At 41.5% G+C, this 15,036-nt stretch carries 14 protein-coding genes and 1 tRNA gene; 9 read left to right on the plus strand and 6 right to left on the minus strand.

Annotation, left to right across the window (positions count from 1 at the left end):
- Positions 1–151 precede the first annotated feature (151 nt).
- Together rarD and PR761_RS10350 are read right to left on the minus strand one after the other, a co-directional pair.
- Positions 152–1,051, minus strand: coding sequence for an EamA family transporter RarD (rarD, locus tag PR761_RS10345; RefSeq protein WP_126462400.1), 900 nt, complete (start codon positions 1,049–1,051; stop codon positions 152–154).
- 149 nt (positions 1,052–1,200) lie between these two features.
- Positions 1,201–1,671 carry a thioesterase family protein gene (locus PR761_RS10350; protein WP_006814581.1) on the minus strand — a complete coding sequence of 157 codons (471 nt, stop codon included), beginning with the start codon at positions 1,669–1,671 and terminating at the stop codon, positions 1,201–1,203.
- A gap of 166 nt (positions 1,672–1,837) precedes the next feature.
- On the opposite strand from PR761_RS10350, the gene pldA reads away from it, so the two are divergent.
- The 5 genes from pldA (at position 1,838) to PR761_RS10375 (ending at position 7,535) form a co-directional block, all read left to right on the plus strand.
- On the plus strand, positions 1,838–2,716 hold the full coding sequence (gene pldA, locus PR761_RS10355) for a phospholipase A (RefSeq protein WP_316245566.1): 879 nt from the start codon (positions 1,838–1,840) through the stop codon (positions 2,714–2,716).
- A gap of 92 nt (positions 2,717–2,808) precedes the next feature.
- On the plus strand, positions 2,809–4,635 hold the full coding sequence (gene recQ / locus PR761_RS10360; protein WP_115164774.1) for an ATP-dependent DNA helicase RecQ: 1,827 nt from the start codon (positions 2,809–2,811) through the stop codon (positions 4,633–4,635).
- 12 nt (positions 4,636–4,647) lie between these two features.
- Entirely contained in the window at positions 4,648–5,643 is a 996-nt protein-coding gene (gene pldB / locus PR761_RS10365) for a lysophospholipase L2 (RefSeq protein ID WP_006814578.1), read from the plus strand.
- 20 nt (positions 5,644–5,663) lie between these two features.
- Entirely contained in the window at positions 5,664–6,476 is an 813-nt protein-coding gene (yigL, locus tag PR761_RS10370; RefSeq protein ID WP_006814577.1) for a sugar/pyridoxal phosphate phosphatase YigL, read from the plus strand.
- A 261-nt stretch (positions 6,477–6,737) separates the two neighbouring features.
- Positions 6,738–7,535 (plus strand): tetratricopeptide repeat protein, encoded by a 798-nt coding sequence (locus PR761_RS10375; RefSeq protein WP_006814576.1) that lies wholly within the window; start codon positions 6,738–6,740, stop codon positions 7,533–7,535.
- A gap of 16 nt (positions 7,536–7,551) precedes the next feature.
- On the opposite strand, the gene PR761_RS10380 is transcribed toward PR761_RS10375, so the two are convergent.
- The 4 genes from PR761_RS10380 to rsgA all read right to left on the minus strand — a co-directional run bounded on the left by PR761_RS10380 (position 7,552) and on the right by rsgA (position 13,420).
- Positions 7,552–7,881 (minus strand): hypothetical protein, encoded by a 330-nt coding sequence (locus tag PR761_RS10380; RefSeq protein ID WP_006814575.1) that lies wholly within the window; start codon positions 7,879–7,881, stop codon positions 7,552–7,554.
- 57 nt (positions 7,882–7,938) lie between these two features.
- The gene (gene mscM, locus PR761_RS10385) at positions 7,939–11,280 is read right to left on the minus strand and encodes a miniconductance mechanosensitive channel MscM (RefSeq protein ID WP_006814574.1); all 3,342 of its coding nucleotides are present in this window, start codon (positions 11,278–11,280) and stop codon (positions 7,939–7,941) included.
- A gap of 53 nt (positions 11,281–11,333) precedes the next feature.
- Positions 11,334–12,224 (minus strand): archaetidylserine decarboxylase, encoded by an 891-nt coding sequence (asd, locus tag PR761_RS10390; protein WP_006814573.1) that lies wholly within the window; start codon positions 12,222–12,224, stop codon positions 11,334–11,336.
- 143 nt (positions 12,225–12,367) lie between these two features.
- Positions 12,368–13,420, minus strand: a complete 1,053-nt coding sequence (rsgA, locus tag PR761_RS10395) for a small ribosomal subunit biogenesis GTPase RsgA (protein ID WP_112837461.1) — start codon at positions 13,418–13,420, stop codon at positions 12,368–12,370.
- 137 nt (positions 13,421–13,557) lie between these two features.
- Between rsgA and orn the strand changes: the two genes are divergently transcribed.
- From orn to PR761_RS10415, 4 genes are all read left to right on the plus strand, one after another.
- Positions 13,558–14,100, plus strand: coding sequence for an oligoribonuclease (gene orn, locus PR761_RS10400; RefSeq protein ID WP_006814571.1), 543 nt, complete (start codon positions 13,558–13,560; stop codon positions 14,098–14,100).
- A gap of 88 nt (positions 14,101–14,188) precedes the next feature.
- A complete protein-coding gene (locus PR761_RS10405) occupies positions 14,189–14,443 on the plus strand; it encodes a type II toxin-antitoxin system RelB/DinJ family antitoxin (protein WP_039854881.1) in 255 nt (84 codons plus the stop codon).
- Positions 14,433–14,726: a type II toxin-antitoxin system RelE family toxin gene (locus tag PR761_RS10410; protein WP_112837460.1), complete on the plus strand. Its 294-nt coding sequence runs from the start codon at positions 14,433–14,435 to the stop codon at positions 14,724–14,726. Before PR761_RS10405 ends, PR761_RS10410 begins: the two co-directional genes overlap by 11 nt.
- 232 nt (positions 14,727–14,958) lie before the next feature.
- A tRNA-Gly gene (locus tag PR761_RS10415) sits at positions 14,959–15,034 on the plus strand.
- The last annotated feature ends 2 nt before the right edge of the window (positions 15,035–15,036 follow it).

The following is a 15,036-nucleotide window of genomic DNA, read 5'->3' on the forward strand; positions in this document are numbered from 1 at the left end:
GTTATTTGCTAATAAACAGGTTAATTGTATTAATTAAATTAACGAATAAAGTTCCATTTAATGAAACGCTGACCTTAATATAAATTTAATATTAAGGTCAGGATTTATTTCAAATAGCATTTATGGTTGTTAGCGCCATAAGTTAGCAAAATTAATGTTGTTTTCGTCTTAGCTTTTGTTGGGTATATAATGCATCTAAAGTAAATAAAATTAATGCAACCCAAATAAACCCGAATGTAATTAACAATTCTTGTGTCATTACCTCACCATACATAAAGACCGCCAGTAAAAACATAATACTTGGGCCTAAGTATTGGAAAAAGCCCAGAGTGGAAAGGCGTAAATGGTTAGCAGCTTCAGTAAAAAGTAATAAAGGAATTGTGGTAATAATACCTGCTGCAATCAACAATAGGTTTAATGTCCAGCTATTCATGGTCATATTACTCGTTGGGCTATCTGCAAAGAATAACAAGAAGATAACACCAACAGGGAGTAACCATAGGGTTTCAAACGTCATACCTGTTTGTGCGTCAACACCCAGTTTTTTGCGTAGTAGCCCATAAGTGGCAAATGTAACTGCAAGGCTTAAACCAATAATTGGTATTGAACCAAATTGCCATAGTTGGATCAGAACCCCAGTGAGAGCCAGTGCTACAGCAACCCACTGCATTCTACGAAAACGTTCATGCAAAAATAGCATACCGAACAAAACGTTAACTAATGGGTTGATAAAATAGCCTAAACTGGCTTGTAGCATATGACCGTTGTTGACTGCCCAGATATAAATCAGCCAGTTAGATGCGATAGTGACCGCAGTAACACCTAAAACTAATATTTTTTTAGGTTGTTTTAATACTTGGCGGAAATAGCTCCAGTGACGCGAGAGCGTGAGCAGTATCAACATAAAGAAAAATGACCAGATAATACGGTGGGTCAAAATCTCTTCGGCGGGGACTTCTTTAATCGTTTTAAAATAAATAGGGGCGACACCCCAAATAAAATAGGCGCCCAAGGCACATAATACGCCTTTGGTAGTATTTTGCTGGCTCATGAATAGCTCTGAAATTGATATAAAGTCAAACTGAGAGACCGAGGCCAATACGTTCTTTGGCTCGATTTGTGATGCCATTAATGTGACATCGCTCAGGTTTTTTTACAAGCTATTAGTTAATGAGGTTATTAATTATTTGCCAAATTGTTTCATCCAATTAAATAGGTGGCTGTGGCTGTGGCAATATGCTGATTTTTTTCATTATGTAGTTCACAGCGAGTCACGGCGATCTTATTACCATCGCGTAGCAGACTGGCACTGGCGATAAAAACCTCACCTCTGCCGGGACGTAAATAATCAACACGCAGGTCGATGGTCCCCATTTTTGACATCTTATCTGCAATCTCTTGATGAACGAGAGGCTCGATACGTTTCAGGATACGATTGATGCATACCATGCCACCTGCGACATCTAAGATAGAAGCAATTACGCCGCCATGTAAAATATTTTGGGTGAAATTACCAATGAGTTCAGGGCGATTCTTGACAGACAGTTGTACAAAGTCATCGCTTATTTGCAAAAGTTCAATACCGAGTAGCTGGTTAAAAGGCATTCTATAGATAAATGCATCACTCATGAATTTACTGGCTTCATCGAAAGTATAGATACGGTCATTCATTGGCGAGATCCTGTCTGAAATGTTAATGATAAGTTACCATTATGTTTGTGGTAATATCTATAAAACAAATGAATAATCTTGCATCAGGTAATCATTTTTAGGTGTAAAATACGACAAACTTTTTTTATTGCTGCTGAAATAGGAATGGCGAATGCGCGCTTTACAAATGTTGTTGAGTTTTGTGCTCTGTTTCTGGTCTGCTTCACTTTTAGCCACAGAAAATACCGACGAGCCTGAACAACAAAGTACATTAGAAAATACACCGGTTCGAGGGAGTGTCATCTCAGGGTTACTGCAAAATTATGATAACCCGTTTGTATTGTATCCCTATGAGTCGAACTACATTATTTATACTTATACTTCATCGATTAATAAACAAGCAATATCCAGTTATGACTGGGGTAAAGATGCTTTAAAGGATGAAGTCAAATTCCAATTAAGTTTAGCATTCCCTATTTGGCGAGGCATTGCAGGGGAAAACTCAGTTTTGGCGGCGTCTTATACACAACGCTCTTGGTGGCAATTAAGTAATAAAAAAGAGTCGTCACCGTTTCGTGAAACCAACTATGAGCCGCAAATTTTTGTCGGTTGGGCGTTGGATAATGAGTTAGCGGGTTGGACATTGCGTGAATTCGAAACGGGTTTTAACCATGAATCAAATGGCCGCTCAGATCCAACTTCGCGTAGTTGGAACCGTATTTATGCCCGAGCGATGGCTCAAAATGGTAACTGGCAGGTGGAACTGAAGCCTTGGTATCGCATTCCAGAAAGTGAAAGTAGCGATGACAACCCAGATATCAACAAATATCTCGGATATTACCGTTTGAAAGTGGGTTATGCTCTTGGGGATAGCGTACTGACTGCCGCAGGTCACTATAATTGGAATTCGGGTTACGGTAATGCAGAGTTAGGCTGGAGCTATCCATTGACGAAACATGTGAGACTTTATACCCAGTTATTTAGCGGTTATGGTGAGTCAATGATAGACTATGACCACCGCCAAACCCGTTTCGGGATCGGCGTAATGCTCAATGATATGATGTAATCTGAGCAGACATCCCTTAAGTTTCAGGGTAATATCTTGCCAATAGCTGCTCCTATCGAGCAGCTATTTGTTTCAATCTGTAGAGGAAATTCGTGTCTACCGCTTGCGTGCTCAATCAACTTTCACTGGCTGAAAATGTGCTAAACAGTACGTTTGGCTACCAATCATTTCGTCCAGGACAAGAAGCTGTCATTGGAGGGATCCTTGATGGTCGCGATTGCTTAGTTTTAATGCCAACCGGTGGCGGTAAATCTCTCTGCTATCAAGTTCCTGCATTGGTTAAGCCGGGCATTACGTTGGTGGTATCGCCGTTAATTTCCTTGATGAAAGATCAAGTTGATCAACTTAAGTTGCATGGCGTTGAAGCTGCTTGTTTAAACTCTTCGCAGACCCCACTTGAGCAGCGCCAAATTATGGAATTATGTGCAGAAGGGCGAATTAAACTTCTGTATGTGGCGCCAGAACGGTTACTGACGGACTATTTTTCTCAGCAGCTTAGCTCGTGGAATATTACCCTTTTAGCGGTAGATGAAGCCCATTGTATTTCGCAATGGGGGCATGATTTTCGTCCAGAATATCGTGCGTTAGGCCAATTACGGCGCACATTACCCAATGTCCCAGTGATGGCGCTGACAGCGACGGCGGATGAAGCTACGCGCACGGATATTATTCGTTTGTTGGAATTGAACGATCCTTTAGTGCATGTCAGCAGCTTTGACCGTCCAAATATTCGCTATACGTTAGTTGAAAAATACAAGCCGTTAGATCAGCTCTGGTTTTTTATTAAAGGGCAAAAAGGTAAATCTGGCATTGTGTATTGCAATAGCCGCACTAAAGTAGAAGAGACTGCTGAACGTTTACAAAAGCGGGGTCTGAGCGTTGCGGCTTATCATGCAGGGTTGGATAACACCCAGCGTGAGTGGGTACAAGATGCCTTCCAAAAAGATAACTTACAGATTGTTGTAGCAACTGTGGCTTTTGGAATGGGAATTAATAAATCGAATGTACGTTTTGTGGCTCATTTCGATATTCCTCGCAATATTGAAGCTTACTATCAAGAAACAGGGCGTGCCGGACGAGATGGTGTCGAAGCTGAAGCCATTTTATTCTACGATCCCGCAGATATGGCATGGCTGCGTCGTTGTTTAGAAGAAAAGCCTGCGGGTATGCAGCAAGATATTGAACGACATAAATTAAATGCCATTGCTGCTTTTGCGGAAGCTCAAACTTGCCGTCGTCTTGTTCTGCTCAACTATTTTGGTGAGAATCGCCAGCAACCCTGCGGCAACTGCGATATCTGCTTAGATCCGCCAAAACGTTACGATGGGCTGATGGACGCACAAAAAGCTTTGTCCTGTATTTATCGAGTGGGGCAACGTTTTGGGATTGGTTATATTGTTGAGGTGCTGAGAGGCGCAAATAATCAACGTATCCGCGAATTAGGTCATGACAAATTACCGGTATACGGTATTGGCAAAGAGCAAAGCAATGAACATTGGGTCAGTGTGATCCGCCAATTAATCCATCTTGGTATGATTACGCAAAATATTGCGCATTTTTCTGCTCTACAATTAACTGAAGCCGCAAGACCGATACTGCGTGGGGAAATGCCTCTTCAATTGGCAGTGCCAAGAGTTTTAGTCACAAAAAGCCGGAATCAACAAACGAAAATTTATCATGGCAATTATGATAAGAAATTATTTGCCAAACTTCGTAAGTTACGCAAATCGATCGCCGATGAAAATAATATCCCGCCATTTGTGGTGTTCAACGATGCCACATTGATTGAAATGGCAGAACATTGCCCAACCCGACCCGTTGAGCTATTACTGATTAATGGGGTTGGAGAACGCAAGTTAGAACGTTTTGGAGATGCGTTTATGTCGCTGATCCAAGACCACCTAGAAGGCTATGAATGAGGATAAAACTGCATGACGCCAGATAACCTAAAAGCCAGTTGGTTAAATCGAGAAACTGAGTTTTCGGCCTTTACCAACGGTCCACTTTTAGATTTTTGGCAATTGCGTGAAGAAGATGAGTTTCTAGGTGTTGATAATATTCCTATCCGTTATGTCCGTTTTATTCATGCCAAGCATCATAAAGCCGTGGTTATCTCACCCGGTCGTAGTGAAAGTTATGTAAAATATCCTGAAATTGCCTATGATTTTTATCACTTAGGTTTTGATGTATTTATTATTGATCATCGAGGCCAAGGGCGATCAGGGCGTATGTTGGCGGATCCCCAAAAAGGGCATGTGGAAAGATTTACCGACTATATTGACGATTTTGCTACGTTTATTGATTTAGAAATCAAATATCGACATTATCCCAAATGTTATGCCTTAGCTCACTCAATGGGAGGGGCGATTCTAGCGGGTTATTTATTACGGGATAATGTCACGTTTGACGCAGCGGCATTGTGTGCACCGATGATTGGCGTTAATTTACCGATGCCTCATTGGTTAGCGAGTTTTATTGTAGAGCGGGCAGAACCTCGTCGAAGTGTACGTAATGATTATGCGGTTTCGACGGGTAAATGGCAGCCTTTACCTTATTTAATCAATGTATTAACCCATAGCCAAGAACGCTATCGACGTTACTTACGTTACTATGCGGATTATCCTGAATTACGTCTCGGTGGTCCAACTTACCACTGGTTACGAGAAAGTTTTGCGATTGGCCGAGAGCTGGTTGCGAAAGCGGGAGAGATTGATACCCCACTGATATTGCTAGAAGCTAGCGAAGAGAAAGTGGTCAGCAATCGAGAGCTACAAGCTTTTTGTCAAAGCCGACAAAAAGCGCAAACAGGACGAGAAGAAAAATTACCTCTCATTATTGAAGGGGCTCACCACGAAATCCTGTTTGAAATCGATGCATTAAGAGCGATGGCTCTAAATGCAATTTGTGATTTTTTTGACCAGCATTAGCTATTGTTAGGGAATTCTGTATGAAATATCCGGTTGTTGCTTCCGACTTGGACGGAACACTTTTATCTCCCAATCATGATTTAACCTCTTATACGAAAGAGACATTAAAACAACTAGTGGCTTCTGAAGAAGTTCGCTTTGTGTTTGCAACTGGACGTCATCATGTCGATGTGGCACAGATCCGTGATGGGTTAGGTATTGATGCGTATATGATCACCTCCAATGGCGCTCGTATCCACAATACCAATGGGGATCTGATTTTTGAGCATAATGTTGATTCTAAAATTGCTCAGGAACTCTGTTTAATGGAGTTTGATCATCCTGAGATTATTACCAACTATTATCACGGTGATGACTGGTTTATTAACCGCGAAAGCCCTGAACAGAAAGAATTTTTTAAAGAATCAGTTTTTAATTATCAACTGTTTGATCGTCATGATTTTCCAACGAATGAAGTTTGCAAAGTGTATTACACGAGCGAAGACCATGACCTATTGGTGGATCTGCAACAGCGTATTCAAAATCGTTGGCAAGACAAAGTGCACGTGACTTTCTCCTTACGCAGCTGTTTAGAAGTCATGGCGGGGTCAGTATCTAAAGGTGAGGCGTTAAAACAAGTGACGGCACTTCACGGTTTTGGTACCCATGACTGTATTGCTTTCGGTGACGGCATGAATGACAAAGAAATGTTAACGCTGGCAGGGAAAGGCTGCATTATGCAAAATGCACATCAATTATTGAAAGATCAACTTCCACATATGGAAGTGATTGGTTCGAATAAAGACGATGCAGTGGCTCGTTATCTAAGAAGTAAATATTTGGACAACAAATAAGTAAATTTGCATGATTGTTAGTATTAAGCCAGATAGAATAAATGACTATCTGGCTTTTTATTTGCCTTTTGCTCCTAAATGGTAACGAAAAGTGCTATTTATATAAATTAAGTCTTTTATCCTATTTTGTCGGTCTACCAGTAAATTTAAACTACAGAGTATGGAAAGAGTGTTTAGGCTATATAATCTTGCAGATTAGCCGATATTAACGGGTGTCATGGAGTTATCAGTTATCATACTGCACGGTGAGGATTGCTTAGGATGAAAAGAATTGCGTTAGCGCTGTTGTTAGGATCTGTTTGTTATAGTTCATTGTTACTTGCCACCTCTGCCAATTCAACCGCAGGGGAACAGACTACGATAGAGCACATTACGCAGTTAGCCGAGAAAGGTGACCCAGCATCTCAGTTTATTTTGGGCGAACGTTACTTTAAAGGTCAAGGCGTTTCCCAAGACTCAAAAACAGCCGCAGAATGGTTTATTAAAGCAGGGGATCAGGGTAACTCTGATGCTCAGTTCCGTTTGGGAACGATGTATGTCAATGGCTTTGGTGTTCGCCGTGACTATGATAAAGCGATGTTGTGGTATGAAGAAGCTGCAAAAAATGGCGATACTCGTGCAGAAACCAACATGGCAACCATGTATGCACAAGGTTTAGGGGTTAAACAAGACCTCGAAAAAGCCGCGTACTGGTATAGAAAAGCGGCTCAAAGCGGGAATGTGATTGCTCAGTTTAAAATTGGGCAAATGTATTCAATCGGTAGTGGCGTTGCATTAGACAATGAAAAAGCCGTTTTCTGGTTTAGAAAGGCAGCAAAACAGCGTGATGCTAATTCTCAAGACCGTTTAGGCGTTATGTACTCAGAAGGGAAAGGGGTTAAAAAGAACCTCCAGCAGGCTTATGCATGGCTGTCTACAGCGGTTTATAGTGGCAATAAAGAAAGCCAGCGCTTGCAAAAGAAAATTGCTGAACAGTTAAGTGCCGATGAGTTAAAACAAGCCCAAAAGCTTGCTGATAATTACATTAAAACCTACGGCAATAATAATGAAGAAAGTTAATTTCTAAGCGTAAATTTTAGTGGGATATCAGGTGGTATCCCGCTAAACCTATCATCGATAAAATCAAATATCCCCAACAAAATCGGTAAAATCGGTTATATCCCCATCCTCGACGCACACTCAATTGCAGCTGTTTTGTTGATAATTTACTGACTTGAAAACGGTAAACTAGCAGATACAGTACGCTAAATCCTTGCCATAAATACAGTGTATTAAAGGCAAAGGTTTTACCCACAATAAGCAAGATAACCAGTGGGATCAAAAAGAATAGAATTGAACCAATTCGTTCAAATTGTGCCACTTTTAGCTTAATAATTTCATCTTGTTCAGTGATGATTTGGGTCATATTCAGCGAATACCTTAAGGTTGAAGACTGAGGGGAAATCCCCTCAGTTTTGACAAATTAAAGTTCACCCGATTTACGGGGTGGATTGCGACCAGTGACGTTGCTGGTGGCACTTTGTATTGCGTTTTCACGAATATCCACACGCGCTTGGAATGGCGGGAATGGCAGACTAATACCTTGAGCAGCAAAGGCTTGTAAAATCAGTTGATGAACTTCATGGCGTGCTGGCATACGAAGTCCCATTTCAGCAGCAAAAATACGTAATTCAAAAATCTGGATCCCTTGCTGCAAGTCAACTAAGTAAACTTCAGGGGCTGGATTACTCAAAATCATCGTTGAACGTTCGGCTGCTCGCAAAATGGTATCTGTGACTAATTCACTTTTTACATCAATTGGCGCTGGGATTGTCATGACAATACGGGTTACCGTATCAGTGAGTGACCAGTTAATAAATTGTTCAGTAATAAATGCCTTATTCGGAACAATAATTTCTTTTCTATCCCAGTCAGTTAACGTGGTCGCTCGGGTATTGATCTTGGTAATGCTACCCGTCAGGTTACGGATTGTAACGGTATCCCCGATACGAATTGGTTTTTCAAATAAAATCATCAAGCCAGATATAATATTGGCAAAGATCTCTTGTAGACCGAAACCTAACCCTACCCCCATCGCAGCGATGAGCCATTGTAATTTTGACCAATCAATCCCTAGCATGGAGAAGCCAACGATTGTCCCGATAATTGTCAGGCTATATTTGGTCAATGTACTGATGGCGTAGCCCGTTCCAGGGGTTAAATCCAAGTGTTGTAGAACGGCAAGTTCCAATAACGCAGGCAAGTTACGAACTAATTGTGCAGTCACGATAATCACTAAAATAGCGATGAAAATCGATCCCATAGTGATGGCTTGGACTGTCTCAACACCATTAATGGATGACGTTACATCCCATAATCGAATATTTTCAAGGAATGAGAATGCCGTGTGTAATTCAGACCAGAGCCAAATTAAGGAGACTAGGGCTATCATGGTTAGAATAGAGCGAACCAACCCGACGGACTGCGTGCTAATAGCATCAAGGTCAATGACTTGCTCCTCGATATCAATGCTTCCTTCTCCGCTTGCATTGGGAGACTGAGAATCATCTTCGCCTTTTGCTCGCTGGGCTAAAATCTCGGCACGTCGTTGCTTGGCACGTTCAAAAGCCAGTTTGCGGCGCTGCATCGACATCCAACGGCGGATGGTATGGTAGATGATTAAAATCACGAACCAAATCGCCACTGAAGTCTCTAAACGCGCTAATAGGGCTTGAGAGGTCGCAAAATAACCTAAAACAGAGAAGAAAGCCGCAATCACGGGAGCAATAAATATCAACCACCATAAAGCCGTATTGATGATATTGTCCCCTGAACCATGTCTATCTAAATATAGGGGGATTTTGGAGCGGCGTAAGTTATTAGTAATCAGGCTTAATGCGACACAAAGAATTAAGAAACATAAACGTCCTAGAGTCGCTGCAAATTCTCTATCGCTATAATGTTCGAAGGTTATCAATGCCATTACCAGCGGGACAATCACAAAAACAGCTAAGCGATAGTGGCGCATTGCGCGTTTTACCGCATCTTTATCCCAACCAAAATGGGCGATAAATAGCCCTGTTGGACGCGAAAATGTTTCACTGATCATAAACAACCATAGAAGCGGCGTTGTTGCACTCACACCGTACCCAATTGCAGCTGCCATTGGGTATTGCCACGCACTTTGCAGTCCGTAACCGATCGCTGACCACATCATTGGGAGCGGTAGTGCAACGATAATTGACCAAAAAATAGTACGAATGGTGAGATAAAAACGGTCTTGTGTCACTTTACCAATGCGTAAACTCGAACGGTCCAAAAATGCTTGATAGTGACGGCGAGTACTCAGGCTAAAGATCACCAAGATGACTGATCCTAGCAGATATAAAAAAGAGTCTTGGCTGGTGACCATAACTTGAAGAGCACCAGTTAGCTGTGTCAAGGTGTCGAGAGATAAGAGCTGGGTCATATCTGTCACGACAAGCACTGGGTAGTGAATACTGATCGGTGGAACATCTGCAACCCAGAAAAGGTAACGATTTGACGCGTCTTTGACTTCTTTCAATGCGTCAGTCAGCTGCCCTGTTGAGACATTGAGCTTCGTGAGTTCCAGCATCTCGGTATCAAAACCTGAAATCAGAGACGTCAGTAGCTCTTTACGCGTCTTCATCAGTGACTGATAGACTTGAGACTGTGTTGAATCGAAATCCTGAGCTGTTTCTTGGACTGACACATCTAGCTTGGATAAGCGCTCCAACATATCTTCATAGTTCAAACGTTGAACTCGTAGATCGGCCATTTCACGATCAAGTTGTTGCCCTTTAGGTATTTCAGGGAGTCGTGAAAGCTGGGTGCGCAGTGCCTCACCTAAAGTACTTGAGCTGCTAATCCACTGTGCTTGTTCTCGAATGGTCGACAATGTTTGGCGAGCATTACGGATATTCGTCGATATTTCAGCTTGGTTGGCGGTAATTTCACTCATACGCTGAGCTTGTTCCGTCAATTCTTGAGACATTTTACGGTTGATATCGAGCTGTTCTTTTAGGAACGGTGTCAATTCCCCTTGCTCTGCGAGCATTTCAGTATGCTCTAATGCCAGAATAGCTTTTTGCTGGCGTTGACTATTTTGAAAATCGCGTAATTTTTGTAGTTCGAGCTCAAGGCGTTGATAGCGTTTTTTCGCCAGTTCAAGGGCCATACGCGAAATTTCTTGGCGATTATTGGCGGAGAGCTGCGCCATTTCTAATTCATTAACTATAGATTTGCGAGCACTCACTTCGGCTTGAGCGAGAGTATATTGAGCTTCTGCTAAAGGTGTTGAGGGTGTGCTGAGCGCTTGAAAACGAGCAGATGCATCCGTTAACTGACGTCGAGCTTCGGATAGTTGCTGGGGTAAGGCATTCAGAGATTCACTGATCTCTCGACCTTTATCTTGCTCCTGCTGCATTAAGCGTCCCTGATCGAGCAGTTGACTGCTCAAAAGGGTAATATTTTGTTCTAATTCACTTAAGCTAATGCCTGTCGGAATCGGGGATGGCGTATCGGATTCACTGAGTAGATTTTGCCTAATCTCTTTGATTATTTTAGGAAAGTTATCAATGGCATCTTGATATGACTTTGCCTTGTTATCCGCCTCACGGGCTTCATTGATCCAATTAAGAGCGCCTTGTAATGCTTGAGCCATCTCAGCATCTTTCGGGTTCTTACTTGGATCTAGCTGTTTGAGCTCCTGTGTAATCAGCGCTTCATCTTGCGCAGAAATAGGTGCTGCGCTAGATGAAAATACGATTAGCAGGCTAATTAAAAAACTGATAATCAAACGCACAGTGAGGAGCTCCTTCAGAGATATAATAGCTTAGTTAATTATAGTTCAAATAATTAACTAGTTTTTTCAGTGTGTTGTGCTTCAGTTGACTCTGCAAGTAGCTCACCCATACGAGTTGCGTAACCTGGGATCAACGATGAATTAAAGCGAATTTTGTTAGGTTCAAATAGGTTAATCACGGTAGACCCTAATTTGAACAGACCCATTTCCTCGCCTTTTTTCAGGAAGATAGCACCTTCAGAATGCTGTTCAGGGTAAGTCCAGCGCTTAATAACACCTTCACGTTGTGGATTTACACATCCAGTCCAGATCGTTTCAATACTGCCGACAATCGTCGCACCCACCAAAATCTGTACCATAGTGCCAAATGGGGTATCAAATACACAGATTAAACGTTCATTACGTGCAAATAAGTTAGGCACATTAGCCGCAGTTAATGGATTTACAGAGAACAAATCTCCAGGCACATAAATCATTTCCGTTAATAAGCCATCGCATGGCATATGGACACGGTGATAATCACTTGGCGATAAGTAAGTGGTAATAAAGTCTCCACCACGGAATTTTTCAGCTAATTGATATTGGCCTGCCAGTAAGGCTTCAACGGTATAGTTGTGTCCTTTAGCTTGAAAGATAAGGTTATCTTCAATTGGACCTAATTGGCTTACTGCACCATCAGCAGGCTGTGCAAGTTGATGCTCTGGTTCAACAATAGGGCGTGCTCCGTCTTTAAGCGCACGGATGAAAAAATCGTTGAAAGTCGAGTATGCAGTTAGCTCACTTTTTTGCGCCTCATTCATATTCACTTTATAAGCTTTGGCGAACAGTTTTATTGCCCATTGGGTAACAATACCAACGTTTCGACTAGCGAACCAACCTGCAAGTTGAGTAAGTCCTTGTTTAGGAAGTAAAAACTGCAAGCGGATCTTGATTTTATCTAGCACATTAACCTCTGATTATTAAAGGTAAGTTAGTAAAAGGGCGCTATTGTATCTGAAACAGAATTGCTTTCGAGTTATTTCAGAAAGCGCTTTAATTCATCGAAGAATGTAAGCGCCCACTAACTAATATTAGACTGATTTGGGAATTATTTATCTTTGGCTGTAAAGTTACCGCGAGGTTTGACCTGTTCCATACTTTCTAGAATACGGTGATAGTTTTCAAAGCGTGACTCAGCGATTCTACCTTCTTCCATTGCCTCTCTTAGCAAGCAACCCGGATCATCTAAATGTTTACAGTCACGGAATTTACATCCGCCAAGGTAATCTTTAAATTCGACAAATCCTTTGGTCACTTGTTCCGTGGTGAGATGCCACAAACCAAATTCTCGAACACCTGGGGAGTCAATAACATCGCCGCCTTGTGGAAAGTGATAGAGTCTGGAGGCCGTGGTTGTATGTTGCCCTAAGCCTGAGCCATCTGAAACATCATTCACTAAAATACTTTCTGCATTATGCGGTAGTAAGGTATTTAATAAGCTGGATTTACCGACACCAGACTGCCCTACAAACACAGAAACTTTACCTGCTAGAGCGTTAGTGAGCGCTTCCACTCCTTCACTTGTATGGCTAGAGACTTCTAACACTTGATAGCCGATATCAGTATAAATGGTCATGAGGTCACTCACCCATTCGCGATTCTCATCATCCAATAAGTCGACTTTATTTAAGACAATAACCGGTTGGATCCCAGTGGTTTCACAAGCCACTAAATAGCGGTCGATAATGTTGAGGGATAATTCAGGTAGGATCGCGGAAACAACAACGATCTGGTCAATATTGGCAGCGATTGGCTTTAATCCGTCGTAGTAATCAGGGCGAGTCAGTACAGAATGTCGCTCATGCACAGCTTCAACGATGCCATTGATTTTTATATCACTTTGAGTGTTGATTGCGGGACGCCATACGACTTTATCCCCAGTCACTAAAGATGAAATGGTTCTACGCAGGTTACAACGTTGTACGGTACCGTCTGCGGATTCGATATCAGCATGTTGCCCAAAACGGCTAATCACTAAGCCTTCTTGAGCTTCACCTAATTGACTATCATCAATCTCGATTGTCTTTTGTTTTCTCAATCTTTTTTGATGATTTTCTTGTACGCGGCGTTGTTGACCTTTCGACAATTTCTGCTTAGCCACCTGACCTCTCTCACTTGAATAATGTAGTGTCTATATAATACTAATTGGGCATGCCACACAACAGCAACACACCTATAACTCATAGCATGAAGGGTGCTATCATACCTTAACTCCACCGTATTCAGTTAGGGCATATCATGCAAAAGAATGAGAATAATTTAATTTGGATCGATTTAGAAATGACCGGACTCGATCCTGTCCGCGACCGTATTATTGAAATTGCGACCATAGTGACGGACAGCAATTTAAATATTTTAGCGGAAGGTCCTGTTATTGCCGTTCATCAAACGGAAGAACAATTAGCTCTGATGGATGAATGGAACGTAAATACCCATACTGGCAGCGGCTTGGTCGATCGTATTCGTAAAAGCACGATCAATGAACGTGAAGCTGAGTTAGCGACAATCGAATTCTTAGAGAAATGGGTTCCAAAAGGGGCATCACCAATCTGTGGTAACAGTGTAGGACAAGACCGCCGATTCTTATTCAACTATATGCCTGAGTTAGAAAGCTATTTCCATTATCGTTACCTCGATGTGAGCACTCTGAAAGAGTTAGCGCGCCGTTGGAAACCAGAAATTTTAGCGGGTTTTACTAAAAAAGGGACCCATCAAGCGTTGGATGATATCCGAGAGTCAATCGCTGAACTGGTCTATTATCGAGAAACGTTTATTAAGTGATAGATGTCATAGATGTAATGCAAATTGCATTACATCTGTCATTACGTTATTCTATTGAATAAAACTCAGAAAATACTGGAGTATGGTGATGACAACAATACAAATTAGAGTCGATGAACAATTAAAAAAAGAGGCATTTCAAGCCTTTGAAAAATTAAATTTATCCCCATCTGATGCACTCAGATTATTTTTACGATATGTAGCAGAGAATAAAAAATTACCTTTTACTGAGGTTTCTGTTGTCGTGAGTGAAAGTGATGCTGATGATGAAATTTTGGCAGTAGTTCGTGAGCGTTTGAAAAAACCAGCAAAACGAATCAGAGTAAATTTGGATGATATATAGTATTGAGTTTGATGAACGAGCTTTAAAGGAGTGGAAAAAACTTGATAGCAGTATTCGAGATCAATTTAAAAATAAACTGAAAAAACTACAAAAAAATCCGCATGTTGAGTCAGCTCGGTTACATGGAGAGTTGTCAAGTTGCTATAAAATTAAATTGCGCTCTTCAGGCTATCGTTTAGTTTATCAAGTTATTCATTCGGAAATTGTTATTTTTGTTATTGCTATAGGAAAAAGGGAAGCGAGTACAGCCTATACAGCAGCCAATACAAGATTAGTAAAATAAACAAAGTAAGGTGTTTAATAGAAAAGTTAACAATGTTAACGTCTTGAGAAAGAAGATTAACAATCTCGATGACAAAATCATCATTGTGATGAATTTATCAACAAATGAACAAAAAAATAAAAAAATTGGGCTCAAGGGCTTGCTAGTCTCCTATTTTTTCGTATAATGCGCTCCCCGTACCGATGAGATTTTTTGGTTTTATCGGCACGATTAAAGCACCAAGAACCGGAATGCGGGAATAGCTCAGTTGGTAGAGCACGACCTTGCCAAGGTCGGGGTCGCGAGTTCGAGTCTCGTTTCCCGCTCCAAA

It is taken from the genome of Providencia sp. PROV210 (assembly GCF_028479445.1).
GTDB classification, from domain to species: Bacteria; Pseudomonadota; Gammaproteobacteria; order Enterobacterales; family Enterobacteriaceae; genus Providencia; species Providencia rustigianii.